Raw genomic sequence first — 26,690 nt, 5'->3', positions numbered from 1 at the left:
GGTGCCCAACGACACGGTGGTCGGGCTAGCTGGCCTGGATGTGCCGTCGGTGCGTGACTGGGAGGTTCTCACTCCAGGCTGCGGGCCAGTTCGTGCAGTTGCTCGTGGTCGAAGACATCGGCCGCGCCCAGATGCAGCCCGTGCCCAGCGGCCTTGCGCGCTAGGCGGGTGGCGAGCAATGAGTCGCCTCCAAGGTCGAAGAAGCTGTCCTGACGGCGGACGGTGTCGACTCCTAGGACTTCACTCCACAGGCGGGCGAGAAGCTTCTCCGTGGTTGTCCGCGGCGCATCCGCTTCCTGTTCAGTGCGAGTGCCGATACCGGATGGGGCTGGCGAGGCCTGACGGCGTTCCAGTTCCCTCCGGTCGACCTTGCCGCGTGGCGTCAACGGCAGCATTTCGATGGACCGGAGCGTCGCGGGCACCATGTAGTGCGGCAGGCTCTGGGTGACGAAGTCGGCGACGTCCTCCAGGTCGGCGGCTTCACCGCTCCCATCAGATACGACGTAGCCCACGAGCTCCGGACTGGCGCCGCCATCGGCGAGGACGACCACGGCGTCCCGCACGCCGGGGTGCCGGCGTAGTGCTGCCTCCACCTCGCCCGGCTCGATGCGGAATCCGTGCAGGGCGATCTGTTCGTCGGCTCGGCCGAGAAAATCCATCTGCCCGTCGGGGCGCTCACGAACGAGGTCGCCCGTACGGTACATGCGCTCACCAGGCTGGGATGGGTCGTCGAAGAACTGGTCGGCAGTGAGGTCGGGACGGCCGAGGTAGCCGCGTGCCACGCCAACTCCTCCGATGTACAGCTCACCCGCCTCGCCCTGAGGTACCGGCTGTCGTTCGGCGTCGAGAATGTGCGCCCACATGTGGGGCAGCGGGCGCCCGATCGGCGGAGCGGCATCTCCGCTGGCCAGCTCAGGCTCTACTTCGCACCACGTGCCGACCACGGTGACCTCGGTGGGGCCGTAGTTGTTGTAGAGGTGGAATGGGAGGTTGCCTTGTGGGTGGCGGTGCAGCCGGTCGCCCCCGGTCAGCAGGGCACGCAACGTGGTGCCTGCGGGCCAGGAAAGTTCGAGCAGTTCCTCCGCCAGCGGTGTGGGTAGGAAGCAGATAGTGATCCGGTGGTCGGCGAGCCACTTCTGGAGCGCGATCGGCGAGCCGTTCAGTGTCGCGTCACCGAGGTGCAGAGTCGCGCCGCTGGCTAGGCACGGCCAGACTTCCAATGCGTAGGCGTCGAACGATGGCCGGGCGAGCTGTGTCATGTGGTCGCCGGGTGCCACTCGGTAGGTGCTCTCGTACCAGGTGACCAGGTTGGCCAGTCCGTCGTGCTGGATGGCCACGCCCTTGGGGCCGCCGCTGGAGCCGGAGGTGTAGTTCACGTAGCAAAGGTCTGACAGTTCCGGCAACGGATTCTTCGCGCACGCCGACGAGTGGGCCGAGGCATTGCGGACGTCGATCACGGCCACATCGTGGCGAGCGAGGCCTTCCGGCACGTCCCGCGAGGTGACAAGCACAGGCGCTCTACTGTCCTCCAGCAATGCAGACAGTCGGGCATGTGGTTGGTCCGTGTCGAGTATGAGGTACGCGCCGCCGGCGACCATGGCAGCCAGTGAGGCGCTCACGAGGTCGACCGACCGCTCCAACCACAGCGCCACGGGTATGTCTCGGCCCACCCCAGCCTTGCGCATCCGGCCGGCGAGGCTTGTCGCACGCTCGATCAACTCCCCGTAGGTGACAGTCTCGCTGTCGCTGACGACGGCGGGCTGCCAGGGCCGCTCGGCGGCCCAGCGTGCGACGCGGTCCGGCACCAGCGCGGCGACGGGCGGTGAGGCGGCATTCTCGCTGTGCCCGTTCAAGCGGTCTGTCGCTTCCATGGATTCACTCATCGCCTTCCCTGAACAGAACCCGGCCGCGGCATGAGCCGATGGCCCGCAACGCCCCTTCGCTCGTCCGCAGTTCCCCGTGCACGATGGCGGCGGCGTTGCTGCCGAGGGCCGATTCAGTGTGTACATGGGTCCACTCGTCCGGCTCGGCGTGCGCCAGCCACTCCATGTGGAAGTCCTCTGAAATGGTCTCCTCGGTCCGCGGCTCGAAATGCAGGGGTTGGAAGACGTGGCAGTCGAGGAGGAGCATGTCGCAGAGCTGGGATTCCAGTACGGTCGACTCACTGCGCAGTTCCCGCACGCGTGCCCAACTCTCCACGGAGGTGACTCCTGGACAGGGGGTGTCCCAGGTCTCCGGATAGTCCTCCGCGCGCTCTTCGAACAAGCCGAGAATCGGCACGCATTCGGCCACGAAGGAGATGTCGCGGCAAGCGGCGGGCTCCGTACGGTGCCAGCCCTTGGGCGAGGCGATGGTGGCCTTTGGGGACTCACCGTTGGCCACGCGTACGGTGGAAACGGCGTTCGTCCTGCCGTCCTGTGCGACGGTCACCTCATATACGGGGCCCTGGCGTCCGCTTCGCAGCGAGCGGGTGAGCACGGTGAGGATACCCGCGCGGGTGGGGCGGAGGAACACCGTGTCGCAGCTTTCCAGCATCGCCCCTCCGTGTCGTGTGGAGGCGGTGGCGGCAGCGATCGCAGTGACCATGCCACTGAAGACCCATTTGCTGGAGCAGTACCAGGGAGTCCCGATCTCCAGCTCGAAGCTTTCGGCTTCCTGATGCGCGGAGACCGTCTCGATCAGTGTGTCGATGTCGGGATTCACGTGGCCTTCTCCGGCGAGAGGGGCGATCCTTGCAGCCCCCCGGTGAGCAAACCTGGTGAAGCGTCCGGGCAGGCGCGCACGCGGTCGCTAAGGAACCGGGCCAGTTCCGCCGGTGTCCCCAGGTAGACGTTCGGTTGGCTCCGCATGACCTGTTCGCGGATCTGGTAGCCGTAACCGACGGCTACCGCATCCACTGGCACGGCATGGGCCGAGAGCATGTCGCTCTCGGTGTCACCGACGAAGGCGGTGTCCTCGCCGCCGTGTCCCCAGTCCGCGCAGATCTCTCGGATCTTGTCCGTTTTCGTGCCCGGTGTCTCACCGCCGACGATGGCGGCGAGGCAGAGCGGGACCGCGCCCATCTCGCGGTGTAGCACCTCCCGTATCCGCTCGGCCCGTCCTCCGGTGACCACGGCGGCCCGCCCTGGGGGCAGCGCCAGGAGCGCGTCGCTGATCCCTTCGAACAACCGCATGCGGCGTGCGAAGACGCCGAGGTTCTGTTCGTGCTTGGTCCAGAATCGTGCCGCGCGGGCCGGTTCAAGCTGGTCATGGAGCCATTCACGTGACGGCCCGGCACAGACATCGCCGAGGTCCGCACGGCGGGTGAGCGACGGCAGCTCGTGGAACTCCCGGTCGCGCAGCAGGTGGTACGCCTCGACGGCGAGTGCGGCGTTGTCACACAGCACACCGTCGAAATCGAAGATCACGTGCCTGTACGTGTGGGGTGTCTCCTGGGTCTGGTGCGCCCGGGGCGTGGCGACGTCCGTCGGGTTACGCCATGACATCTGGCGTCTCCCAGAAGTCAGGCAGTTCGTGCCCCATCCGGTCACGCTTGGAGACGAGGTACTGCCGGTTCGTCGCCCCGGGTTGGACCAGGAGTGGCACCCGGCCCGCGATTTTCACGCCCAGGTCCGAAAGCCCAGTCGTCTTCGCGGGGTTGTTAGTCAGCAGCCGGATCGACCGTACGCCGAGATCGTCCAGTATCGCGGCAGCCACGGAGTAGTCCCGTGCGTCCACAGGCAGGCCCAGCGCCAGGTTCGCGTCCACCGTGTCTAATCGCTGGGCATCCTGGATCCGGTACGCCCGCAGCTTCGCCATCAGGCCAATGCCGCGTCCCTCATGGCCACGAAGGTAGATGACCACGCCCGCGCCCGCCCGGTTGATTTCCGCCATGGACATCCGGAGTTGTTCGCCACAGTCGCAGCGCAAGGAGTCCAGCACATCCCCGGTGAAGCACTCCGAATGCACCCGGACCAGCACCTCCTCCTTACCGGAGACGCCACCGGCAACCAGGGCCACGTGCTCTTCCCCGGTGGGATCGACGTATCCGATTGCGAGCATCTCACCGGTCTGCATGCGCAGCTTCGTGTCAACCACCCGGGATAGCCCCTTGCAGCCGCACTGATCGGAGACCGAATCGGCGCCAGAACAAGGACTGTCTCCGAACCCTGCCCGTCCCTCGCGCAGTTCGTCACGCAGATCCATCAAGATCTGGCCCATGACGTTCTCGCCAACGCCCTCGCACTCCCCCCAGAAGGTGTCCCCCCAGGCGTTCCCCTCAACCAGTCGCGCCTCACCGGACTCCAGCAACTTCTCACTGAAGTAAGGTCCGCTGAACTTCGCCGCCACGACCTGACGCATCACCGGCACCTTGGCGTCGTCCCAATCGGGACGGTCGAGGTGTGCGCGGCCCAGTTCTTTCGCGCGGTCCGGATCGAGAGTGGAGCGGATCCGGTCACGGATCTCCGGGTCCGTGGACTTTGCCGCCTGGTAGGCGTGCTCGACGCTTGGATAGAAGACGCCCTCGAACTCCACCACCACCGGGTAGTAGTTACTCAGAAACGCCCACTCGCCAGAAAAGTCGTTGATTACTGTCGGTATTGCCACAGCGGACATCCCTCCCCGTCTTGCAGTCGGACGTTCGGACACCCGGCACCTGGCACTCGCAGTTTCGCGGCGTGAGACGCGACGATTCCTGCGAACGCACGTACGAGCATTGATCATCCTTGACGGCTGACCACCTTCGGCGCCAACGGTTTGCGATCTCTTTACTGCCTACCGACCCTGGGAGAGGTATGGCGAGAACTCATCCCCGGTGGCGTCGACGAACGCCTCCAGGTGACGCCCGAGCAGGGCGCATACGGTCCGGGCGAGCTCGTGCGCACAGATGTCAGCGGCCGCCGTGCACGCCGGTAGCCAAGAGCGATCCTAGGATCAGGTCAGGACTGAGCCGTGATGGCAAGTGTCGGTAACTGGGCCTGGGGGGCACATGACGGAGAAGCCCAAGACCTTGAGGGATGACTTCAGCAGGCGGGTAAAGGAGACCCTTGCTGCCAGGGTTGCTTTCCGCTGCAGCAACCCTGATTGCTCGGCTGTGACGGCTGGACCCAAACTTGGGGAAGGTGGTGCTGTCAATCTCGGCGTTGCCGCACACATAACTGCAGCGAGCCCTGGTGGACCACGTTACGATCCCGCTCTCACCCCCACCGAGCGCTCTGCCGAAGCCAACGGCCTCTGGATGTGCCAGAACTGTGGCAAGCTCATCGATAGCGACGTTACGCGCTATACCGTGCAAACCTTGCGCCAGTGGAAGGACGAAGCCGAACAGCGGGCCCTTCTGATGCTTCAATCGGGAGCCCACCCCGTTGATGAACCTCTCGCGCTTGCGCTGCCAAAGCTTGATTCTCCCGAATCCCTACTCGCCTTCGCCAGTACGGCCGTTGCTCGCGTCGGCCGTGAGAGAGAGATCAGAGAGCTGGGGGCGTTTCTTGAGGCAGATACATCGTTTTCGTGGTGGCTTTGGACTGGTTCCGCCGGTACTGGGAAGAGCCGCTTGGCGATCGAGCTCTGCCGTGCGAAAGCCGGGGTATGGCATGCGGGGTTTCTGCGTGAAGACAATCAGCGCGCCTTGGCGGAACTCCAACCGACCCGCCCAACCCTCGTTGTCGTGGACTATGCCGCTCAGCGAGGTGAGTGGCTTTCGGATGCGCTCTTCCGATTGAGTCAGCGCGTTTTAAGCGCACCAGTGCGCGTCCTGATCTTGGAGCGTCGAGCCCAAGGACCCTGGTGGGACCTGGTGCAACGAACACATCGTATGGAGGAGTATTTTCAGATTCAGGCGTGCGCATACGGTCTTCCGCGCGAGCTCGGTGGCTTGCCGCGGCCAGAGATTCGCAAGCTGGCGAAGGCCGTTGCGGATCGGGCTGGCGTCGTGCTGTCTTCCACGAGCGTTGAGGACATCGCAGACCATTCCGAGAAGATCGACCCCGACGGGCGACCGCTTTTCGCGCTCGTCGCGGCGTTGGACTGGCTGGACGGAAACGGTGTCAGCGCTGACCGTGACGCGGCGCTGCGACGCCTGATAGCCCGCATGGACGGGCAAGCGGTGCAAGCCGCCGCAGTTTCCCCGAAGAGCGTGCGACACATGCGGAACGCGCAGACTCTGGCAACTGCACTCGGCGGCCTCTCGGTCGAGTCCTACGCTCACCTCGTTCAGACGTTTGAACCGCCCACGGGATTGCTGCCCAACGTGTACAGCGATGTCCCCCCGGTGCCGCTCGATGATCTCCTTGATGGAGTTCGGCCCGACATGCTGGGCGAGTTGTACGTTCTCGATCGGGTAGACACGGCCGGCACCGAGCGCCTTGCCGCGATGGCCTTGCTCAAGCTGGCCTGGCAGAAGGACCAGGAAGCGTATCGGGCGTTCGTGGAACGCGCGGTCGGTGACCACAAAGAGCACGCGAGAGTTGTGGACTTGCTCGACGCTGGTGATTGGGCCGGGGCGCCAGCAACGTGTGCGGAGATGGCCGTGGACAGCATCCCGCTGCTTCAGCGCAGCGACCACCCTGTCCTGGATTGGATCTTCTCTCGGCTGCAGTCTGTGCAGGAATCCATCTCCGACGGGACGATGGGCGAGCTGATCGTGAATGCCCATTTCCGACGAGCCAACCTGGTCCTCAACGAAGGTGATGCCCGCAGGGCCAATGATCTCTACTCGAAGGCGCTGGATCTCTGTGAAGCGAACTGGCAGGTGCACGCGGGCCTCCTGAACAACCGCGGAATCTCGTGGTTGCGCCTCGGCGCCCGCGAAGCTGCCGGAGCAGACTTCACCGCGGTCATCGAGAGCTCGTTCGCAGATGATGAGTCCCGCGCATGCGCATTCAACAATCGTGCCGATGTTTTCGATGGCGACGGGGATGTGGGCTCCGCAGTTCGGGATCGTACGGCCATCCTCGAACTAGCAGAGACGACCTACAATCGGCGCTTCATCGCGCACATCCGTCGAGCGCTTGCGCTGCGGAAGTCCGGAGATTATGAAGGGGCCTATAGGGACATAGAGTCGATCCTGGATTCCTCTGACATCGTCAAGGAGCAAAAGATGTCAGCCAGGCTGAAACGGGCGGAGTGGCTCGTTGAAGAGGGGGAGCCCGCTGCTGCCAGGGTCGATGTGGAAGCTGTACTCGCGTCCGACCGGAATTTTGACTCGGTGGAGAATAAGGCCCGGGAGTTGCTGCTGGAGTTGTCCGTCGATACCCCCAGTGATGCCGAATGCTGAGGCTTTCTATCGTTAAGTTGGGGACTTTGTGACGGAGATCGCTAGCGGCGACACGCCTTCGTGACCTGCGCTGTACTAAGGTGCCAACAGTTTCTCGGATTCCGTGACTCCAGCCGCCGAAGCCACTTGGCATCAGTGCGGGTCGCGAACGCTACCCTGTGCCAGCTATGAATCCTGGTCACATCGCGCTGTGTCGCTCGGTGGTGATCTCGATATAGCTGCCGTCCGGCTGCCTCTTGCGGCGTGTGCTGGTGCGGACGCGTTCCTTCCATGCGGTTGCGACATGCTTCGGGAGGCGGAGGAAGTCGATTCCCGGGTGGTGGCACTCGAGGTCCGCCCAGAACAGCTGGGCGAGGTTCGGGACAGCCCCTCCTGCGACGTGTAGTCCAGGGCCGACTGCGCTCGGTGAGGTAGTCCATGATCAGATCGCGGAGCGGTCAACACTGCAGCTGGTAGCGGTCCACCAGCCTCTCGATGCTGACCTGGCCCGCCCGTCGCCTGAAGTCTCGCAGGGTTGCTGGCGCGTCGGACGGAAGAAGTCCAGTTCCTTGAGCCAGAGGTAGAACAGCGACCGCCCGCCCCCACGCATCCCGGCCTCTGCTTCGATCTCGCGAAGTTCGAGGCAGTCGCCGATCGTGATGTCGCGAACGGTGCCGCCCTTGGCGAGGATGATCGTGGCGGTCTGATTGCGCCTGGTAGCCAAGCCTGGCGGACCACACGCCCGATGCCGCCCCGGCCTCCAGGGCGCCAGCCCTTGCGTCGCCCATCACTACTTCCTGATTGTGCATCAGAATAGTCAGCAATGGGTCAGCATCAGCCCTGCCAGACCTGGTTCCACCCTGCCGAACGCGCACATGCCGGGAGCGACGCAAATAGCAGCCCTGACCTGCATGTTTGCCGCCCCACCAGGGGCATCGTAGAGCCACTTCCCCCAGGGGCATGCAGGTGTAGTCCATGTCCTCGCGAATTCCCTAATTAGAAATTAGCGAAATCCGCAACGCTCTTCGCTCTCCGCATGAAGAGTATCAACTCGACCAGAGTTCCACGCACTTGGCAAATCGGTGATCTCACTGGCGCCATGAAATCACTGCAAGACAGGACGGAATTCGCACTGCGAGGTCAGCAAGCGGTCAGCATCGTTCCGCGCGCCACACGCAACGTGGCTCACCGAACACGGAGGGTTTCCCATTTGCCGCGCCACCCGTCTCCACCAAGGGCTCCGGCACCGCCCCCAGCAGCCGTAAGCGCGTCCGCCCCCGCCACCCACCGCGGACGCCGCAAGATGCACCACATCGCCTACGAGGGCTGGGGGAACGTCCGCACACGACGAGCGCGGAGCCGGCGATGGGCGAACCAGCCCACACGGTCGCCGACGCCATCAGTAGCGGACAGGCCAGAGCGGCGGCCTGACTGCGCGTGAAATAGAGATCGCAGGTCAGACGAGGTGAGGTGGCGTCAACTCCATGGACCCACCTGTCGCGTCGGGGCGCGTCAGCTGAGGAACGTGCGCCGGGAGTCAGCCGTGCCCAGCCGATGATTGCCGATTCAGGAAATGTGCGGCTGCCTCGATCGCTTCGCTCTTGAGCTTTTCGACGGGTACGCCCCAGTCTTCGCCCCAGTCGTCCAGGTTGTAGGCGCACACGACGAGCGGCTGCAGCGCGTCGGGATAATCGAGGTCCCAGGCGACATCACGCCAGATCCGGAAGGCGCCGACCGCAGGGTCAAGGGAACCGTCCACCATCTGACCAGCAAGCCAGTAGACCAGGGCCCACCTCGCGGCCCGGGCGTCGGCAGGAACGTTGACCTCGAGCCCCAGCTCGTACAGCACCCGGTCGAAGAGGTCCGGCGCCTCGAGCTCTTCGTTGCGCCCGAGGCCGGCCAGCATCGCAAGGGACTCGCTCTCGACCCCGGCAAGCAGTGCGTCCAGACCGGCCTGAATGAGCGTGTCCGACCCGAAGTATCCACCGAACGCTCGCTCGTGCGCGAGACGGCTCAGCTCCTTGAGCGCCTCATCATGAGTCACCAGGCCTCCTGTCGGCGGACCGAACCGCAGCCTCCTATCGCCGCGACAACTGGCTTCTTGCCCCAGCAATCGGCCTCGTGGAGCTGGTGCCGGAGCAGCCTGCTGCCTTCAGCTGGCCAAGCAGGGACACCTACATGATTGTATCGGGGCCGGTATGACTACCCGCTCCCCCGAGTCACCGCCATCCGGATCCTGCACGGCGACCAGCGCGCCGGCGCTACCAGCCAACCGTGATCAAGGCGACTGCCCGGCGCTGTCCGGAGCCTGGCGGCAATGCAGGAACCCTGCCGAAGTCAGTCGCGCAGCGCTCAAACACCCTGTACTGGCCAGAAGTTGGCCAAGAAGAGACCAGTAGGCGGTCAGAAATCGGCATGGACACCTGTTGTTCATCACCGAGCTCTACCCGCATAGACCATGAGGCTGCTGCCATGGCGTCAAGTGCCCGGGACCCTGCCGGGCCCATCCCCCCACGGGAGCCCCCATGCGATCGACACACCGACTCGCCTCCGCGACCACCGCCATCGCACTCACCGCCGCCGGGCTCATCCTCGCCACCAGCAGCGCCCACGCAGCCACCTGCTCGCAGTCCCACCTGCCGCTGCCCGACGCCACCTGCCAGCCCGGCGCCTACAACCCCGACGTCACCCAGTCCACCATCAAATCCACAATCTGCGTACCCGGCTGGACCAAAACCGTCCGCCCGCCCGTCTCCTACACCACCCCCCTCAAGATCAAGCAGATAGGCGAGTACGGCTACTCCGACACGAACACCGCGGATTACGAGGAAGACCACCTCGTCCCCCTCGAACTGGGCGGCGCACCCCGCGACCCTAAAAACCTGTGGCCCGAGCCCCGTTACGGCAACCAGTCGGCCGCCAGCAAGGACTCCGTGGAGAACAAGCTGAAGATCGCGGTATGCAACGGCACCGTCAAGCTCAACGCCGCACGCAGCGCCATCGCAAATAACTGGACCACCGCGCTGTCGAAGGTCGGAATCGGCTGACAGGCATCCGCAGGGTGGACCTGTGTCCGGCGCTGGTGGCTGGTCCTTCCGCCACCGCCAGCGCCGACTGCGTCTCTCGCGTTGAAGCAGCCCGCTGCCCGGACGGAAAGCCCCGGCATCGGGATATCGGCTACGCGCCGTTGCGGAAGGCGGCGGAACAGTTGCGCGCTGCTCCAGCTTCGCCCGGACCGTTGACGGAGAGGCAACGCTTCGAGGGGCCTGCGGTGGTCAGGCAGGGGCGTCGTAGACCAGGGTGTACCGCCAGAACAGGCGACGGCGTATCCGGGCGCCGGGCAGCTCTTGGGCGGCCGCAGCCCGGATGTCGCTCAGGGTCTCTCCTGCTGGTCGGTGGTGGGTGCTGTCATGTGCAAGGGCAGCACAGCGGCGCGGGCCGGGTGCTTGGCCAGTCCCATGACCGGGTTCGCGAGTGCGGCCGGCAGGGTGGCGAGCAGGTCGGCCGGTCCGTCCTCCCGGTAGCAGCCGACGACCACGAGGCGCCCGCCCGAGGTAAGACAGCCCCGCAGTTCCCGCAAAGTGGCCACCAGAGGGAGGTGGTGCAAGACAGCGACGAGAGTGATGGCGTCCCAGCGTCGCTGCCGGTCACGGTCTGCGAAGTTGGCTTGGACGATGGTGACCGCAGGGTTGTCGGCGAAGCGTTCCGCAGCAGCGCGGGCGGTCGCCGGGTCGGGTTCGAGCCCGGTGACGGTGGCGGCGCGGCGGCGGAGCAGTGCGGCGAGATTCCCCGTGCCGCATCCGACGTCGAGGACGTTGCGGGCCCCCGACGCGGCCACACAGTCGGCGGCCCAGGGGCCGTAGTGATCGTTGTGACTCCACGGATGCCTCTGATTGAAACGGTGGAGGTGAGACAGCAACGCCATGGCACCACAGTAGTTGGACGCGGACCTCGAAGGCTCATGAGCTGTTCCGGCGGCTGACCTCGCCGCTTTCGGGATGGACCCGCAAGCCACGATGATCTACCTTGCTGACCACGTCGACGAGGGGCGACACCCTGCCACGGAGCCGGGCCGGAAATGACGAGAGACAGCCCCACAGCCTCCCGCAAGATTGCGGCCATGACCGTCTTCTCCTGCAGTGCCTGTCAGTACCGAATCAGCCCCGACCTCCGGGAAGTGCCGATGCCGCCGCCGGTGACGGAGGAAGCCCCGGGACACAGATTCCTGCCATCGCTGATGCCGCCCGGGTCGTATGCGGTCAGCCCTCACACCAGCGTGTTCGTCCTCAACCCCGACGACGTCTCGGGGGTGGCCAGACACCCTGACCGTGGGCGCCTCAACGGATGCTGCGGACTCGACGGCTTGGATGGCCCCAACTTCGTCTGCGATGCCTGCGGAGCCGAGGTCGCAACCCAGCAATCGGACTGCTGGTCTCAACAGCTGATCGCGTTGATCCCCGACGCAGTGACGACAGCCGTCTCGCCCTCCGCCTGAACCCGTGATGTTTCGGCGGCACCTGGCACGTGTTCGCCGGGACATGTGCGCTTTGCCGAACGACTCGTTGGAGGCGATGGCCACGCTGTTCATTTCCTCGCTGCGGTAGATCGTTCAGGCCGACAGGTCCGCCACGCAAGTGGATACCGCAAGGCGTGGATGGCGCAGAGGAGCCGGGCGCCGGACGGAGGCCGTCACACCGCCGCCCGTCGCCCGCGAGCTTCCTTTCGCCCCGCACGTTCCGGCCGCTCCTGGCCGCCGCCGACGCCCCGGCGTGGGTGGCCGCGTTCGTACTGCGGACCGGCTCGTACGACCACATCGCGGCGGCCCTGGCCACGCGCGGGCTGGTCACCGAAAAGACCACCGCCACCTTCCAGCAGCGCCGCTTCACCGACGAGCGGGAGCAGCGGTACGCCGTGGATGCGGTGGCGGCGACCGGGGAGGACCCGTGTGGGAAGGAGACCGAGGGCTGTTTCCACACGTCCCTGCACCTGTCGCGGCCCCCGGCGGACGCGGCGGCCCTCCCTCTGACGGCCCTGCTGCGGGCCTGACCTCCGCCTGCCGTCAGGCACCCGCGTCCGCATCGAGCAGCCGCTCCGGTGCCGCCTGCCGCCAGGAATCCACGATGATGTCGCGCAGCTCGCCGAGATCCTCCAGCGCGGCGAGCCGCACCCGCACCCACGAGGAACCCGCCTCGTGCGGCGGGACCCAGAACTTCTCCGGCTCCGCGGCGATCAGCTCGGTGCGCTCGTGCCTGGGGCAGCGGACGGCGATGGACGTCTCGTCGTCGGGGACCGTGATGTACATCTTCCCGGCGACTCGGAACGTGGGCATGCTCCACGCCTCCTTCTCCACCGTCTCCGGGAGAGCCATCGCGATGCGCCGGACGTCATGGGAATTGATCACGCACCACACCTTAGACAGGCGTTCGGTCAGCGCGCGCCGCAGGCGAGCAGCCCGGCGAGCCCTTCCTTGCGGGCCAGTGCCTCCAGGCCGTCCAGTGCCTCGCATGCCCGGTCCGCCGCCTCCGGGTCGCATGCTCGCAGGCCGCTCTCCTCGAACTCGTCCTCGTCCAGGCGCAGCACCGTGCCGCCGTCCGCCGAGACCCAGAGGTCGAGGTCGAGGTCCTCGACGACCAGCGTGCGGCAGTCGAGGGCCGCGGGGCGGGTGATGTCGCAGTACCAGCCCTTCAGAGTGCCGCCGGCGGAGCGGACTTCCTTGACCGCGTACCAGCGGTCGCGCCAGTAGTGCTCGGTGAAGACGTCGCCGTGCTCGAAGCGGACGAAGCCGAAGTCCCGGTCCGCCGCGCCCGCCCACGGGGCGCGGACGACGAGGTGGGTGCCGTCGTCGTGGACGACGGCCGCGGGGTAGCGCACCTTGGTCCGCCCCCTCTTCGACAAAGTGACCGTCACGTCACTGCCCACCGCCAGGATTGCCATGATGCTCTCAACTCCGCGCTGTTCGCCGTCAGATCCCGGCGGCAGCGTCTCCTGGCGAGGGGCGCCAGGTCCACCGCTTTCCGGCAGCCCGGCCGATAACTCATTCGAGTGATGACAACTTAAGAGCGACCGAGGATAGGCATCCGAAGTCGGTTTCGTACGAGGTCCGCCGCTACATCGGCTGGTACCGGCACATCACCCTGGCCATGCTCGCCCATGCTTTCCTGGCCGCCACTGCCGCCCAGGAGCGGGAAAAGGGGGAGCTCGAGGCGACGCGCCCGACCTCGTGGACCTCGCCCCAGCCGAGATCCGCCGTCTGCTGGCAGTTGCACACCGACGTTCTCCTGCACGGACAGAGCACACGGTGAACTGGTCACGACGGCGTCGCCGACACCAGGCCCGAGCCCAGCGTTGTCACTACACGCGGCGCGGTCACACGTTCGCGGGACGAGCCGGAAGAACGCGTCCCGTCTCCGGCACCACCCCGCTACACTCCCCAGACCCAAGCCGTTGACCAGGCAAAACACCAAAGTCCGGCTGGAGTATTAGAAGCCGTATCTCAACCGATCACGGAACGTGCAGGTCGAACGAGTTTCCCGCCGGGTGATCTTCCCGTTGTGCGTGCATGAAGACAGGGCCTCTCGGTAGCTCGGGGATGCGAATCGAACCGAGCAATGCCGGGAGGCCCTAGTGTCGTTGTTGTACGCGTCCGCGCCCGTCCAGTTCAACTCGGCTGCACCATCGTGTGATTGCCTCGCGCACGTGTACGGCAACGCGGCCGATCATCCCGATCGGGTGCGCCGGTATCCGTCGGACATGACAGACGCGGAGTGGGCGGCCATCCGTCCGTTGCTGCCGGTGCCGGCCTGGCTCCAGGGCAGGGGCGGGCAGCCCGAGGGCTACTGCCACCGTCAGATGCTGGACTCGATCCGGTATCTGGTCGCGGGCGGGATCGCCTGGCGGGCGATGCCCGCGGACTTCCCCGACTGGGGGCGGGTCTACGCCTTCTTCCGCCGCTGGCGCGAGCACGGACTGATCGCCGAGTTCCACGACCGGCTGCGCGGTCGGGTGCGCGAGCGCGAGGGCCGGGAGGCCGAGCCCACAGCGGGGATCATCGACGCGCAGTCGGTGCGGGCCGCCGCGACGGTGCCGACCGCCTCACGCGGCTACGACGGCGGGAAGAAGGTGCCGGGCCGCAAGCGGCACATCGTGACCGACACGCTCGGTCTGCTCCTGGTCGTCGCGGTCACCGCCGCGAACATCGGTGACCGGGACGCCGCCGCGGGCCTGCTGGCGCGGCTGCGTCGCCTGCACCGCGACATCACCCTCGTCTGGGCCGACGGCGGCTACACCGGCGACCTGGTCGACCGGTGCCGGAACAGACTCGCCCTCACCTTGGAGATCGTCAAGCGGACCGACGACACGAAGGGATTCGTGGTGCTGCCCAGACGCTGGGTGGCAGAGCGCACGTTCGCCTGGCTGATGAACTCCCGTCGCCTGGCCAGGGATTACGAAACCCTGCCCGCTACCAGCGAAGCGGTGATCCGGTGGTCGATGATCACGCGGATGAGCCGGCGCCTGGCACAGCCACGGGCCGCCGACCGGCGCTGAACATCCCCGACGACTCCTGCACGAGCCACCCGCGCTCCGCCAGGCGCCTGGCCTTCGAGCGCACCCCCTCGACCTTCGCCGGCACCGTCTCCAGGCCCAACTCCACCGCGATCTCCCTGGCCTTCAGTGGCCCCCTGCCCGCTGACCGCCCCTCCTCCAGCACACCAAGGATCCCCTGGTAATCCGGTGCCAGCACCGTCACCGGCAACCCCTCCCTCCAGGGCGCCACCGTCGAGCCCGCCACAGGCGAGGGAACGGTTTCCTGCTCCGCCCCGACCTCGGTCACGGCAGTGGATTCAGCCGCCGAGACAGCCAGGGCCTCGACCAGCTCCTCCCGCGCGATCACCCGCCGGTCCAGCTCGATCTCCGCAGCCTCCAACACCTCAGCCAGCCGGGCGACTTCCTCCCGCAGCCCCTCCACCCGCACCCGAGCAGCCGCCTCCCGCTCCTCCAGCATTCCCAGCACCGACGCCACCTCGCACCCCTCGACCATCAAGCCAACACAAGACGCCGCATCCCTGCCTCACCACACACGAGACCATGCCTGACCAGCAGGAATTAAACGATCACGTTCGGTTGAGAGACTGCTTCTATGTGTGGAAGCTCGTCTACAAGTGGGCAACCCACACACACCCGAACAAGCCGAAGCACTGGGTCACCGCCCGCTACTTCGGCATGTTCAACAAGGCCAGGCGGGACAGGTGGGTCTTCGGCGACCGCGACAGCGGCCGCTACCTCGCCAAGTTCTCCTGGACGAAGATCGTTCGGCACCAGTTGGTCAAGGGCAGCGCGTCCATCGACGACCCAGCCCTTACCGACTACTGGGCCGAACGACGTCGCAAGCACAAGCCAGCATCTGCATGAGCCGGCGAGCCATCAGGGCTTGCTTGAGCCGTGTGCTCGGACAACGAGCTCGCACGGTTCTGAGGGGGGACCGCCGCAGCAATGCGGCGGTCCTACCCGACCAGACGGCGAAGCAGGAGTGCGGCCTGGACGACTACCAAGTCCGCCGCTACCCAGGCTGGTATCGCCACATCACCCTGGCCATGGCCGCACACGCCTGCCTCACAGTCCTGCGGGCCCGTGTGCTCGATGCCGGGAAAGCAGAAACGGATCCTCCAACCTCATCCACCTGAGCCTCGCCGAGATCAGACGCTTGCTCACCCGCCTCACCGACCGCCAACCCACACCCGTCGACCACGTCCTGCACTGGTCATACTGGCGCCGCAGACGCCAACACCAGGCCCGCATTTGCCACTACACACGACGCGGCCACAGTCCATAGAACTGCCCACCCATCAGCACAAACACCGTTGCAGTACTAGGGCTTACGTCCTGTCATCCATGGCGCTGTCACCATCGTCGCGGTCCAGCTCCGGCTCGGGCCGTGATTCGCCAGGTAGGCCCCAGTGCTGCCGCACAGGCGCGCCGGGCGGGTCAGGCTGCAGATTTGAGAGGGCGTCCTCCCCAGCGGATGCCTTTCTCGCTTCGGATGCGGGCGCGTTCCTTGCGTTCGGCAGCTGGACACGGGGCTGCCACCGGTGGTTCGACGTAGAGCCCCGCGACCTGGTCCGAGTGATTACGATCAGCTGCAAGCGGGGCGTGAGCCGAAGCGGCGTGCGGTGAAGTCGGAGGGGAGAGCGCATGGCGGGCAGACATGACGTGGAGTTCTTCATCCCGTTTCCAGCCAGGAGCAACAAGGAGGACCCGGAGGCAGTCACTCGGCGCAATGTGGCCTGGCTAACGGGATACGGGCTGCTGCAGCCGGGGGAGACGACCGAGCGGTATCTGGACATGGGTGTTGCCGAGTTCGCGATGAAGCTCTACTCAGCAGCCACTGGGCCCCGGTTGGACATGGCACTCGACACACTGGCATGGGGCTTCTATGTCAATGACCAGATCAACGGGGACATGGGGCAGGACCCACAGCGACTGGTCGGGACGCTGCGGAAACTGATCGCGATCACGTCCCGCCCGCCGGGTGCGTGTGCCAGCGATACTCATCCGCTGGTGGTGGCTTGGGCCGATGTGTGGGCACGGCAGTGTGAAGGGATGTCGCAGGCGTGGCGGCGCCGTGCGGCCGGTCACTGGCGCCTGTGGTTTTCCAGCGCCCTTGCCTTGGCGGCCGACCGGGCCCGGGGCCAGGCTCAGCCTCTGCACGCACATCTGCAGGTGCGCCGGGCATGGATCGGGGCTGGGGCCTATACCAATCTGATCGAGTCCGCGTGTGGATTCGAGGCCCCTCAGGAGCTGTGGGACAGCGTGCAGTGGCAGGGCATCCAGGAGGCGTGCGCGGACTGCTTGTGCCTGCTCAACGACGTGTACTCGCTGGAGGTCGATGAGTTGACCGGCCAGCTGCACAACACCGTGGCTCTGCTGCAACGCGAACAAGGCGTCTCCCGCAACGAGGCCGTCCAAGAGACGGTGCGCATGGCCCGCGCCGCGATCGACCGGTGGCAGAGGCTCCAAGAGGATCTTCCGACGGTGTACGAGGCATTCTCGATCAGCACTGAGCGGCGGCGGGCCGCAGAGCTGTTCCTGGACGGAATCGGAGCGGTGGTACGGGCCAACTATGACTGGTATCGAAAGAGCGGCCGGTATGATCCCGACTTCCACCGTGACGGACCGGCCTACGCCAGGACGCTGCCATCCATGGACGACATGTCGTCACGCACGTAGGCCCCGGCCTCCTGTGGGCACATCACGCCCTAGCAGGGGCGAGGGAGCGGCGGGTGATGAAGCCGGTGTAGTCCGCAATGACACGTCTGACACCGGCATCGGGCGCAGCACGCCGGAGACATTCACGGGCTGCGGCCAGTCGGCGTGCGATCTCTTCCTCACACCACGCCCTGCCGCCACACTGCTCAATCAGAGTGGCGACGCGCTGCAACTCGTCAACGTCGGCAGCGTGTGTGCTGCGGTAGAACGCTTCGAGGTCGTTCCGGAAGGGGTGGCCGGAGCGCAGCGCCACGAGGACTGCCAGGGTCTTCTTGCGGGAACGGATGTCCGACCTGGGCGGCTCGGCCCGGCCGCCCGGGTCTCCCCAGATATCCGCTACGTCGTCCCGGAGTTGCCACACCACTCCAACATGTCCGCCAAACTCCGTCAGGGCATCCACCTGGTCCCGGGTCGCGTTGGTGTGCAGGGCGCCGAGATGGCAAATGCAGCGAAGCAGGGTGCAGGTTTTGGCTTCGACCACGCTGAGAGCCTCGTCGAAGGTGGTACAGGAGCGGCTTTCGAGCTCTACATCGAGTATCTGTCCCGTGCACACTTCCCGTGCTGTCGCGGCAAGTACCCGAACGGCCTCTCCGGTGTGTGGGCCTGGCTGGGCTGCCAGGACTTCGAATGCCAGGGCGAGCAGTGCGTCTCCCGTTTGCACTGCAGCGGGGGTTCCGAATTCCGCCCAGACCGCAGGGCTGCCGCGCCGTACTCGGTCCTCGTCGAGGATGTCATCGTGGATGAGCGTCTGGTTGCCCATCAGTGTCCATGCCACGGCGGCGTCTCGGGCCCGGTGCCACGGACCGCGATCCAAGGTCGCGCTCAACAGGACCAATGTGCCCAGCCGTAAACTGGAGCCAGTGAGCGCGGCGGGCTTGCCCTGCGGATCGGTCCAGCCGAAGTGATAGGTGACCATGGTACGGACGGGCTCCGACAACCACTCCACGCACTCCCGCAGCCGGGGCAGCACCAGTTCCCGTCCCTCGGCTAACACCGTTTCCGGGCTGACTGCCGCGGTACATCCCGGCGCGGTAGTCACGGGTGGTTGGCCATTCCTCATGCGCTCTCCCAGTCCGAATACTGCGATGCTCCATAGCCCTGCCCAGCGGGAAGGTCTTCCCACGCGAGATCAACTTGATGCGGCCGATGACTGCGAAATTCAGCATGGCCGGGCCTACTTAGAGCGTCCGCCAGTAGGTGGTTGTAGTGGTGCAGGCACGGTCCCCGATCATGGAGTTCTCTACGCTTCATGATCACCGGGGGAACCGTGCCTGCCGTCCCATCATGCATTCTCGACCCGATCCGCGACCAGTTCCTCGCTCTGCTGCCCACCCGGGAAGAGCGTCATTTTTGGGGTTGCCACAACCCGCGTATCGCTGATGCCGTCGTCTTCGACCGTTTGGTGCAGGTCCTGGTCTTCGGCTGTGGATACGAGCGCGTGGCCGACGGGCACTGCTCGGCCCGAGATGAGTCGTCAGCCAGCGACCCGGAGTCGCCCTTCCCCACATCTGCCCAGCCAGCCGATCGGACCCGGCTCGCCCCGAGGTAACAGCGTCACCTGAACCTGCGGATCCCGAGCCGGAAACGCAGCCTGACACCACCCACCGACGTCCGCTGTGGCTGAAGTCTGCACCTTCGTTGGCCGTGACAAGCGGGGTGCAAGGTAGGTCTGCACGGCCGTCGCCAGGCTTGTGCAGACCTACCTTTCATTCTCTGCGGCGGGCCGCGCCAGCGGTCGTCCGATCGCCAAAGTCCTCCGCTGGCGGACGGGCGGGACGGGCCTTCGGCAACAAGTGCCGGCTTCCCCCGCCGTGCACGGCGGGTCCGTGGCGGCAAGCTTGGGTAGGTGTGTGGGGCTGAGAAAGGGGTGCATGGTGAACATCGGGCCGATGCCGTTCTTCTGCGGGTCGCCTCTGGAGGAGCCGGAGGAATTCAGCACGCTGCGTGCCTGCCCCGGGCCGCGGCTGCTACGGACCGCTGCCGGGGGCGAGGGCTGGCTGGTGACGCGCTATGACGACGTCCGCAAGCTCGCCGCCGATCCGCGTATCGGCAGGTCGCATCCCCGTCCGCAGCAGGCGTTGCGGTTGTGGGACGCGGCCATGTTCGTCCCGCAGTCGAACTTCGACACCGAGCTCGGTGATCACCAGTTCTGGCGTCGCGTTTTGACACCGCGCTTTACCAGCCCCGACCTGAGCGCGCAGCGGGAGCTGGCCGTCCCCCTGCTTGACGGACTGATCGACACGATGCTGGCCGCCGGGCCACCCGCAGACCTGCGCCAGATGGTCGCTGAGCCTTTCGCCACCCGCCTGATTCTTGACTTCGTCGGCATCCCGAGCGAGGAGCACGCCCGTATGCGGGCCTGGTCGGATGCCATCCGCGTACCCGGCGACCGAGCGGCGGCCGAAGCCGCCCGCTCCGCCCTCCTCGGCCGGCTGGGAGAGCTGATCGACCGCCGGCACGCGGACCCTGCAGACGATGCGCTGACCGACCTTGCCAGAGCACTCACACCGCACGGCCCACTGACGCGGGAGCAGGCCATCGAGGCAGCCGGGCACCTGTTCTTCGGCGGGCACGAGACCGTCGCGGCCCGGATCGCCTACGGGCTGCTGTTCCTGCTGGCCCACCCCGACCAGTACCAGTCGCTCCACGATGATCCGTCGCTGGCTGCGGGCGCAGCCGAGGAGATCCTGCGCCTTGCCGTCCCTGGCGGGAGCTGGATTCCTCGGTACGCGCGCGAGGACATTCCCTTCCGCGGCAGCCTGATCCGGGCTGGGGACCTGGTGGTGTTCGCTCTCCAGGCGGCCAACCGCGACCCGAACCGGTTCACCGGCCCCAACCTGTTCGACATCACCCGAGCACCGAACCCTCACATCGCCTTCGGTCGCGGGAAGTTTTACTGCCTTGGGGCAGACCTGGCCCGGGTCGCACTGCGGACCGTCTGCGAACAGCTGCCCCAGCGCCTTCCGGGCCTGGGCCTGCACGCCCTGTGGGCGGTGCTGTCAACAGACAAGGAGCGGGTCACTGGCGGCCTGCGCACCCTGCTGGTCAGCTGGTGACCACAGACACCAGCAGGCGCAGCCACTCCGACCCATCGGGGGCGACGTACGCGACCTCGACCCCTCCGCCGACGGCCCGGCGGCACCGCCCGGCAGTACCCCCAACGCATGCACCACGTCCGGCTCACCCCGCCCCTCGCCGCAAGGTAGCTCTTCAGCCCGCAAAATCCCCCGCAAACTAAAAGCTTCAATCCGCAGCCTTCGACGTCACTGGACAGCGGAGTCGGGTTCCGGCTGATCGCGAAGCTGGTTAAGGGCATCCCGAACCGCTCGGACCACGCGTTCGCCGACAGCCGGCCGATGGGTCGACCGGCCCAGCAAGAGGCCGCCTCCGCATCTCTGCGAAAACGGCCTGCGACCCGCGTGAACGCCGGTCGGAACAGAAGGGGCCGACCCTGCTCTCCGCGGACCACATGAGTCTTCTATTGTTATCCCGCTGAATAGCCGGGCGAGAATTTCGCGGCCACGAGGCGCAGAATCAGCGACCCTGCCTTGCCGAGTTGCATATGCACCTCCTCGCAGTCGCCCTGCCGGTAAGTCCTCCGGCACCTTCCAGCATACTCCGCACGTGCCGTATCCGTATCCGTATGTGCATCGGCCGAGCATGGATTGTGCTGCCAATGATTTCCGTTCGGGATTTTTGATCGACACCCTGCCCAGAATGAGCCAAGAAATTCTCCGGCCGATCGCGGGAGCCGCCCGGCATCCCGCCCTCCTCGGGAATTTCGCAACCGTGATCTGATCATCACGCCGGGACCGACACTCTCCGCTGCACCCGGACCACCGCGCGCAGCCGACCACCTGTCACGCCGCTGACCTGGCCGGATGATCAATCGGCACCTACCCTGTCGGCGCAGGCGCTCGCGAACGAGAGCCGCTCTGTTCCTGTCTCGTCGGGATCCCCGCCCGCGCACGGTCGAGCGGTGCGCGCGTACGGGGCCGGAGAGGCAGGGGACATCGCGCGGGTGATGCGAGCAGAGGCGGGGTTGAGATAACGCAGACAGCGTCGGAGATCGCCGGGATCGTGGAGGTCCACCGGGTGACGGTGCGCAAGGCCCTGCACCGGTTCCGGCAGGGCGACGGGGTCGTTGGGTGTGCAACAACCCTGATGTTCGCCCCTGAGGCGCCCGTCTTCCCGTCGCTGTCCCGGGTGCTGACCAGGGTGGTGTATTGACAGCCACTCGGTGATCTCGTTTTGAGGCTATGCGGTCCTACCTTGGTCGTGGGTTGGACGGGCCATCGTAAGGTCCAGAGACCCAGAGACACCGGGTATGGCTTCTATGCGGTTGCCCTCGATGGTTCCACTCACCTGGCCGCCCGGCGTCTCACGACGACTCGGCCGCTGATTACTGTAGTGGCTCGTCTCGGATCGTTGGCCGGTTAATGGATGAGCCTCTGGCGTGGGCCGGGGGTTGGCTTCGGTCTGGCCCCGGAGACAGGCTTTGCCAAACGGTCGACCACTTGTTTTTCCTGGTCAGGTAGCTTTCAGGGCATCCATTGATCTTTGTGTGCGGGGCCGTTCGGCATGACCGACCGGGTCCGTGAGGAGGGGTGTGCCATGAGTGCGGTCGACCTTGCGGAGACGGCGGCCGGTCTGCCGGAGGCGTGGAGCTCTCGCAGGCTGGGCATGGTGGGGGCGGCCTGCGTAAAGGTACTGCGCATGGACGGGCTGCCAGTCGAGGAAGAGAGCCATGGGGCCGCCGAGGCTCTGCTGGTCCTCGACGGCCGGCTGGAGCTGGAGGTGGACGGCATGCCGCTGTCGGTGCGGGCGGGCGAGCTGTTCATGGTTGCGGCGGGAGCTGCACACACGGTCCGCCCCGGAAGCCGGGGCACGTTGGTGATCGTGGAACTGCCGGAGGAGTAACGGTCCTTCAGGCGGCCTTGGCCGGGTACTCGGTCCAGGTGCGGATGGGCGAGTCCGGGGCGAAGCTGGTCTTCGGCCCGGACTGGGCGTTGTGCCAGTGCATGTAGGCGGCGATGGCGGTGTTCTGCTCATGGTGGCTGCAGTGGTCGGTGCCGTTGAGGGCGAAGTAGCGCAGGGCGGCGAACTCGGACTCGGTCCAGTTCAGCCATGATCCGTAGGTCGGCAGTAAGACCAGTTCGACGTTGGCCGCGGCCCAGGCCCGCACATTGGCATGCTTGTGTGGGGAGAAGTTGTCCAGGACGACGTACAGCTTCTCGCCGGGCCAGCAGGCCCGCAGGGCCTTGAGCAGGACCAGGAACTCGCGCCATCGTTTGCGCGGCCGGATCCGGTAGTACAGCTTGCCGGTGGCCAGATCGAGGGCGGCGAGCATGTGCATTACCCCGTCGTACCGGTTGTAGGTGGCTCGCAGACGACGAGGTGAGCGGCGTGGACGCCACGCCTTGCCCTTGCGGGGCATCAGGTTCAGCGGCCCGAACTCGTCCACGCATACCACCCGGCCATCGGCCGACGGCGTGTCGTACAGCGCCAGGACCCGGTGCATCTTGGCAATGAAGTCCGGGTCGTTCGAGGATTTCCAGGTGGTGGTCGACTGCCAGGAGACTTTGCCCTCGCGCAGTATCCGCCGCAGGGTCTCGCGGCCGACCGCCGGGACGATTGACTGTTTCACCAGGTGCTCGGCCAGCTTGGTCAGGCTCCAGGTGGAGAAGGCGGTGATACGCCAGTCGGCGGGGGACGTCCGGGCGATCAGGCAGATGTGCTCGCGCACCTCGCTACTGATCGTCCTGGGGCGTCCCCCACTCCATTTTGGGTCCAGCGCCTCGAACTCCCGTTCGTTGAAGGCATGGATGACATCGCGCACATAGTCGGCGCTGACCTGCATCAACGAGGTGATGTCCGGCACCGACTGGCCCTGGGCGGACATCATCACCACGATCGTCCGCCGCAACTTCACCGGGTCCTTCGCGGTCCGGCTGATCTGCTGCAGCCGACGGCCCTCCTCCATACTCACGGGCCGGATGAACACTCCCGGACGACGCCCCACGACCACCTCCGCGATCACGACCTGGAAGCAGCCTGCCCCGCAACGAGTAGAGGATCAATTACCCGGCCAACAAACCGAGATGAGCCACTAGCTAGTGCTACTCAGCCGTTCCTCCAGGTCCAAGGACATCGAGCTGCTGGTCCTGCGGCACGAGGTCACGGTGCTGCGCCGCACGAACCCCAAGCCACGCGCTGACTGGGCCGACCGCGCCTACCTCGCCGCCCTGATCCGACGGCTGCCCAGGGCGCTTCGACAACACCGTCTGGTCACGCCCAACACCATTCTGCGATGGCACCGCCGACTGGTCGCACAGAAGTGGACGTACCCGAACCACGCCGACCGCCCGCCGATCGACGAGGCGATCGCCACGCTCATCGAACAACTTGCCCTGGACAACGCCTCATGGGGATACCAACGCATCCAGGGCGAGCTCCTCAAGCTCGGCCACAGCGTGGGCGCGTCCACGATCCGCAGAGGCCTCAAGCGCTTGAAGATACCCCCAGTACCCCAGCGGCAGACCGACACCACATGGCGACACTTCCTCCATACACAGGCCTCGACCATGCTCGCCGTCGACTTCTTCCACGTCGACTGCGCGATCAGCTTGCGCCGACTGTACGTATTCTTCGCGATGGAAGTCGGCACTCGCTCCGTGCACATCCTCGGCATCACCGATCATCCGGACGTCCCTGGACCACGCAGCAAGCCCGGAACCTTATGGCCGATCTCGGCGACCGTGCTGCCGAGCTCATGTGTCTTGTACGAGACCGGGCTGGTCAGTTCACGGCAGCGTTCGACGCGGTCCTAGCGGGAGCGGGCATCGAGGCTGTGAAGATCCCGCCCCGAAGCCCGCGAGCGAATGCGTACGCGGAGAGGTTCGTGCGCACAGTTCGATCCGAGGTCACCGACCGGATACTCATCTTCGGCCAGCACCAATTGCGCACCGTGCTGGAGGAGTACGCCCACCACTACAACGGGCGGCGGCCTCACCGCGGACAGCGGCTGCGCCCGCCACGACCCGACCATCCCATCGCCGACCTCTCACACAAGCAGATCAAGCGCCGACCGACCCTCGGAGGCCTGATCAACGAATACGAGCGAGCGGCGTAGAGACGCAGGTCATCGCAGGTGGCCCTGTTCTGGAACCCCACAGGCTGTGACCTGCAGTGGTAGCCACTGTGGTAAGGAGGGCGGTTGGGGGCTGCCCGTGCGGCGCGGCCCCTACTGTGTGCCCTACGCAGTCCCCTACGGTTCCCCCTACGCCGCCCTCGCTGGGAGCAGAGGCTAAAGCTGCAGGTCAGACCGCTTGGTAAAGGGGGGTCCCGCGCTTCGACAACCCTCCGTCCCCTCCCCTTGTCAGAGGGGTGTGTTATGTGTTGGGGGTGGGCGTGGGTCGGGGGCGTCGGGTTTCGGGGCGCGCTCGGGCCGCGGGGCCGGGAGCGCACCAGCCGAGCGGCTGGTGCGGGAGGGAGCGGGATGGGTGGGACGACGCGGCGGCCGTACGGGTCGACGGCCAAGACCCGGCAGATGGTCCTTGCCGCCCTCGGGGTAGTGAAGGTGGCGACGGCCGAGCAGATCCGGCAGTTGATGTGTCCCGGTACGGCCAGCGCGCAGACGGTCCGCAACGGTTGCCTCGACCTCGCCCGTGAGGGTCTGGTCGAGTCGCTGGGCTCGGCCAGCCGCATCAACGCGAACGGCAACCAGGTCACCGAGAAGCTGTGGAACCTGACTGGCCCTGGCCTGGAGGCCGCTGCCACCCTACTCGACCGCCCGACGAAGGAAATGGGCGGCACCGCCCGCGGCGCCGCACGCGCGGGAGCCAAGCACGCGGTGAAGGTTACCGACACCATCGCCGCGTTCCTGCAGACCTCGCCCGAGCCGACCCGCCCCGTACTCCGCAAACGCTCTCAGGCAGCCACCACGGCCCCCGCCAGCGTCCCGTCGCACGACGCCACGCCGGCGGCACCGGCGCCTCAGCAGCGTCCTGTGGGCATGGGGCGGATCGCGTCCTGGGCCACGGAAGTGGTGCTTCCCGTCGCCGGGACGCAGACCACGCCCGCGAAGGGGAGCCTCCGCGCGGACGCCGTCCTAACCGCGCCGGAGCACCGGCTGCCGGTGCTGTTCGTCGAGGTCGACAACGGCACCGAGAACCCGGTGACCCTCTCCTACAAGGTCAGCCGGTACCGCGACTTCTTCCGCCGCACCGTCAAGCACCCCTCCGCCAGCCCCGGCTGGCAGGACGACGCCCGGGTTCCGCTGTGGCAATTGATGTTCGACCCGTTGAAGGCAAAGCCCCGGAGCCGCGGCTACTGGAGACAGGACCACCCCCCGCTGGCCATCGTGTTCACCAAGAAGGTCGGTGCCACCGCGATGAACAACCGCATCGACCACGTAGTGCGCCTGACTCGACTCCACTGGGAAGGCCACTACAGGAGTGGGCACTCCTACAGCCCCAGCGAGGACGACAGCTTCACCGACTACCAGGACACCGTGCCGCTGCTGCTCACCACCCTCGACCGCCTCCAACAGCACGGACCGTTGGGCGCGGTGTGGTGGCGCGCCGGCCACGGCGCATGGGAAACGCTCGCCGACGCCCTGGCCAACCCCGACGGCAAAGCCGCCTACGAACACCGGGAGGCCGTACGGCGCGAGGAGGAGCGCCAGCAGCGGGAGCGGGAGCAACGCGAGTACGAGGAGCAGTGGGAGCGGGAGGAACGAGAGGCCAAGGCCCGGAGGGACCGTCAGCGGGCGCAGCGCGCTGCGGAGGAGGAAGCCAGGAAGTCAGCCGTCGAACCGGATCCGACCTGTCAGCAATGCGGCGGCCCGCTGAAGAAGGCCAACACTGCCACCGACGACCCCCAAGAGGATCTCGCTCCGCCGCCCGACGGACTGCGCTGCGCGGCCTGCCGCATCCAGCTGGCCGAGCCCACCACACGCATCGGCCGCTTCATACGACGCGTCATCGATCGCCCGAGCTCGGACTCGGGCCGGTGGTACGTGTAGTAACGGCAGTGGTAAGCAGGCGGCGGTACCTACGAAGCGACCGGTGCCTTGGTCCGCAGGGCTTCGACCGATGGGCCCAGAAAGGCACTTTGTTGCCAGGGTCGGCGGTCAGCAGGACGCTCGTATGCCTGAGGTCAGGCGGTGCTTTCCAGCGGACCAGGGGTACGT

25 protein-coding genes and 3 pseudogenes are annotated in these 26,690 nt (G+C 66.4%); 16 read left to right on the top strand and 12 right to left on the bottom strand.

The features are described from left to right. Positions 1-68 precede the first annotated feature (68 nt). The 4 genes from B1H19_RS31165 to ribA are packed head-to-tail and all read right to left on the bottom strand — an operon-like array spanning position 69 to position 4,587. On the bottom strand, positions 69-1,883 hold the full coding sequence (locus tag B1H19_RS31165) for a non-ribosomal peptide synthetase (RefSeq protein WP_159028170.1): 1,815 nt from the start codon (positions 1,881-1,883) through the stop codon (positions 69-71). Beyond that, entirely contained in the window at positions 1,876-2,703 is an 828-nt protein-coding gene (locus tag B1H19_RS31160; RefSeq protein WP_083108028.1) for an acyl-CoA thioesterase domain-containing protein, read from the bottom strand. Before B1H19_RS31160 ends, B1H19_RS31165 begins: the two co-directional genes overlap by 8 nt. Further along, on the bottom strand, positions 2,700-3,485 hold the full coding sequence (locus tag B1H19_RS31155; protein ID WP_083108027.1) for an HAD family hydrolase: 786 nt from the start codon (positions 3,483-3,485) through the stop codon (positions 2,700-2,702). Before B1H19_RS31155 ends, B1H19_RS31160 begins: the two co-directional genes overlap by 4 nt. Beyond that, positions 3,472-4,587: a GTP cyclohydrolase II gene (gene ribA / locus B1H19_RS31150; RefSeq protein ID WP_159028169.1), complete on the bottom strand. Its 1,116-nt coding sequence runs from the start codon at positions 4,585-4,587 to the stop codon at positions 3,472-3,474. Before ribA ends, B1H19_RS31155 begins: the two co-directional genes overlap by 14 nt. Positions 4,588-4,969: 382 nt before the next feature. Here ribA and B1H19_RS38930 point away from each other — a divergent pair, with 382 nt between their 5' ends. Continuing rightward, positions 4,970-7,255: a tetratricopeptide repeat protein gene (locus tag B1H19_RS38930; protein WP_159028168.1), complete on the top strand. Its 2,286-nt coding sequence runs from the start codon at positions 4,970-4,972 to the stop codon at positions 7,253-7,255. A 421-nt stretch (positions 7,256-7,676) separates the two neighbouring features. Here the strand turns inward: B1H19_RS38930 and B1H19_RS31140 are convergent, their stop codons facing one another. Next, a complete protein-coding gene (locus B1H19_RS31140) occupies positions 7,677-7,958 on the bottom strand; it encodes a hypothetical protein (RefSeq protein ID WP_083108024.1) in 282 nt (93 codons plus the stop codon). Between the two features lie 813 nt (positions 7,959-8,771). Next, positions 8,772-9,278 (bottom strand): hypothetical protein, encoded by a 507-nt coding sequence (locus B1H19_RS31135; protein WP_083108023.1) that lies wholly within the window; start codon positions 9,276-9,278, stop codon positions 8,772-8,774. A 481-nt stretch (positions 9,279-9,759) separates the two neighbouring features. Between B1H19_RS31135 and B1H19_RS31130 the strand changes: the two genes are divergently transcribed. Next, positions 9,760-10,281 (top strand): hypothetical protein, encoded by a 522-nt coding sequence (locus tag B1H19_RS31130; protein WP_107426199.1) that lies wholly within the window; start codon positions 9,760-9,762, stop codon positions 10,279-10,281. A 326-nt stretch (positions 10,282-10,607) separates the two neighbouring features. Here B1H19_RS31130 and B1H19_RS31125 read toward each other — a convergent pair whose 3' ends face one another. Then, the gene (locus B1H19_RS31125) at positions 10,608-11,159 is read right to left on the bottom strand and encodes a class I SAM-dependent methyltransferase (RefSeq protein ID WP_237289606.1); all 552 of its coding nucleotides are present in this window, start codon (positions 11,157-11,159) and stop codon (positions 10,608-10,610) included. Between the two features lie 195 nt (positions 11,160-11,354). On the opposite strand from B1H19_RS31125, the gene B1H19_RS38925 reads away from it, so the two are divergent. Then, complete coding sequence (locus B1H19_RS38925) at positions 11,355-11,729, top strand: hypothetical protein (protein ID WP_159028167.1); 375 nt, start codon at positions 11,355-11,357, stop codon at positions 11,727-11,729. Positions 11,730-11,884: 155 nt separating this feature from the next. After that, a complete protein-coding gene (locus B1H19_RS31115) occupies positions 11,885-12,280 on the top strand; it encodes a hypothetical protein (RefSeq protein WP_203237268.1) in 396 nt (131 codons plus the stop codon). A gap of 13 nt (positions 12,281-12,293) precedes the next feature. Here the strand turns inward: B1H19_RS31115 and B1H19_RS31110 are convergent, their stop codons facing one another. Continuing rightward, a complete protein-coding gene (locus B1H19_RS31110; RefSeq protein ID WP_418361528.1) occupies positions 12,294-12,602 on the bottom strand; it encodes an MmcQ/YjbR family DNA-binding protein in 309 nt (102 codons plus the stop codon). Positions 12,603-12,661: 59 nt separating this feature from the next. Next, positions 12,662-13,168: a ribonuclease FAU-1 family protein gene (locus B1H19_RS31105; RefSeq protein WP_107426197.1), complete on the bottom strand. Its 507-nt coding sequence runs from the start codon at positions 13,166-13,168 to the stop codon at positions 12,662-12,664. Positions 13,169-13,326: 158 nt separating this feature from the next. On the opposite strand from B1H19_RS31105, the pseudogene B1H19_RS40890 reads away from it, so the two are divergent. Both B1H19_RS40890 and B1H19_RS31100 read left to right on the top strand, forming a co-directional pair. Continuing rightward, positions 13,327-13,536: pseudogene (locus B1H19_RS40890) on the top strand (IS701 family transposase); the annotation flags it as partial. Between the two features lie 448 nt (positions 13,537-13,984). Next, positions 13,985-14,779 (top strand): IS5 family transposase, encoded by a 795-nt coding sequence (locus tag B1H19_RS31100; protein ID WP_237289604.1) that lies wholly within the window; start codon positions 13,985-13,987, stop codon positions 14,777-14,779. Here the strand turns inward: B1H19_RS31100 and B1H19_RS31095 are convergent. Next, complete coding sequence (locus tag B1H19_RS31095) at positions 14,727-15,272, bottom strand: hypothetical protein (protein WP_083108020.1); 546 nt, start codon at positions 15,270-15,272, stop codon at positions 14,727-14,729. The two genes, B1H19_RS31100 and B1H19_RS31095, sit on opposite strands and share 53 nt — an antisense overlap. Positions 15,273-15,319: 47 nt before the next feature. On the opposite strand from B1H19_RS31095, the gene B1H19_RS31090 reads away from it, so the two are divergent. From B1H19_RS31090 to B1H19_RS38920, 3 genes and pseudogenes are all read left to right on the top strand, one after another. Next, positions 15,320-15,643: a hypothetical protein gene (locus B1H19_RS31090; protein ID WP_418361485.1), complete on the top strand. Its 324-nt coding sequence runs from the start codon at positions 15,320-15,322 to the stop codon at positions 15,641-15,643. A 101-nt stretch (positions 15,644-15,744) separates the two neighbouring features. After that, a pseudogene (locus B1H19_RS31085) lies at positions 15,745-15,915 on the top strand (IS701 family transposase); the annotation flags it as partial. 526 nt (positions 15,916-16,441) lie between these two features. After that, complete coding sequence (locus B1H19_RS38920) at positions 16,442-17,458, top strand: terpene synthase family protein (protein ID WP_159028166.1); 1,017 nt, start codon at positions 16,442-16,444, stop codon at positions 17,456-17,458. 22 nt (positions 17,459-17,480) lie between these two features. On the opposite strand, the gene B1H19_RS31075 is transcribed toward B1H19_RS38920, so the two are convergent. Then, positions 17,481-18,536, bottom strand: coding sequence for a polyprenyl synthetase family protein (locus B1H19_RS31075; protein ID WP_159028165.1), 1,056 nt, complete (start codon positions 18,534-18,536; stop codon positions 17,481-17,483). 228 nt (positions 18,537-18,764) lie between these two features. Here B1H19_RS31075 and B1H19_RS31070 point away from each other — a divergent pair. The 4 genes and pseudogenes from B1H19_RS31070 to B1H19_RS31060 form a co-directional block, all read left to right on the top strand. Then, a pseudogene (locus B1H19_RS31070) lies at positions 18,765-18,959 on the top strand (IS5/IS1182 family transposase); the annotation flags it as partial. 409 nt (positions 18,960-19,368) lie between these two features. Then, on the top strand, positions 19,369-20,553 hold the full coding sequence (locus tag B1H19_RS31065) for a cytochrome P450 (RefSeq protein ID WP_083108015.1): 1,185 nt from the start codon (positions 19,369-19,371) through the stop codon (positions 20,551-20,553). 568 nt (positions 20,554-21,121) lie between these two features. Next, on the top strand, positions 21,122-21,295 hold the full coding sequence (locus B1H19_RS38915) for a hypothetical protein (RefSeq protein ID WP_159028164.1): 174 nt from the start codon (positions 21,122-21,124) through the stop codon (positions 21,293-21,295). 816 nt (positions 21,296-22,111) lie between these two features. Next, positions 22,112-22,417, top strand: coding sequence for a cupin domain-containing protein (locus tag B1H19_RS31060; RefSeq protein WP_083108014.1), 306 nt, complete (start codon positions 22,112-22,114; stop codon positions 22,415-22,417). A gap of 7 nt (positions 22,418-22,424) precedes the next feature. Here the strand turns inward: B1H19_RS31060 and B1H19_RS31055 are convergent, their stop codons facing one another. Beyond that, the gene (locus B1H19_RS31055) at positions 22,425-23,480 is read right to left on the bottom strand and encodes an IS630 family transposase (RefSeq protein WP_237289914.1); all 1,056 of its coding nucleotides are present in this window, start codon (positions 23,478-23,480) and stop codon (positions 22,425-22,427) included. Positions 23,481-23,613: 133 nt separating this feature from the next. Between B1H19_RS31055 and B1H19_RS31050 the strand changes: the two genes are divergently transcribed. The 3 genes from B1H19_RS31050 to B1H19_RS31045 all read left to right on the top strand — a co-directional run bounded on the left by B1H19_RS31050 (position 23,614) and on the right by B1H19_RS31045 (position 26,522). Next, positions 23,614-24,327: a hypothetical protein gene (locus tag B1H19_RS31050; protein WP_237289602.1), complete on the top strand. Its 714-nt coding sequence runs from the start codon at positions 23,614-23,616 to the stop codon at positions 24,325-24,327. After that, positions 24,237-24,629 (top strand): integrase core domain-containing protein, encoded by a 393-nt coding sequence (locus tag B1H19_RS40065; protein ID WP_335755947.1) that lies wholly within the window; start codon positions 24,237-24,239, stop codon positions 24,627-24,629. Before B1H19_RS31050 ends, B1H19_RS40065 begins: the two co-directional genes overlap by 91 nt. Positions 24,630-24,995: 366 nt before the next feature. Beyond that, the gene (locus B1H19_RS31045) at positions 24,996-26,522 is read left to right on the top strand and encodes a replication-relaxation family protein (RefSeq protein ID WP_159028163.1); all 1,527 of its coding nucleotides are present in this window, start codon (positions 24,996-24,998) and stop codon (positions 26,520-26,522) included. Positions 26,523-26,690: the final 168 nt, after the last annotated feature.

Source organism: Streptomyces gilvosporeus (assembly GCF_002082195.1).
Lineage (GTDB): Bacteria > Actinomycetota > Actinomycetes > Streptomycetales > Streptomycetaceae > Streptomyces > Streptomyces gilvosporeus.
Note: the sequence above shows the minus strand (reverse complement) of the source record. Positions and strands in the feature narration are given on the sequence as shown.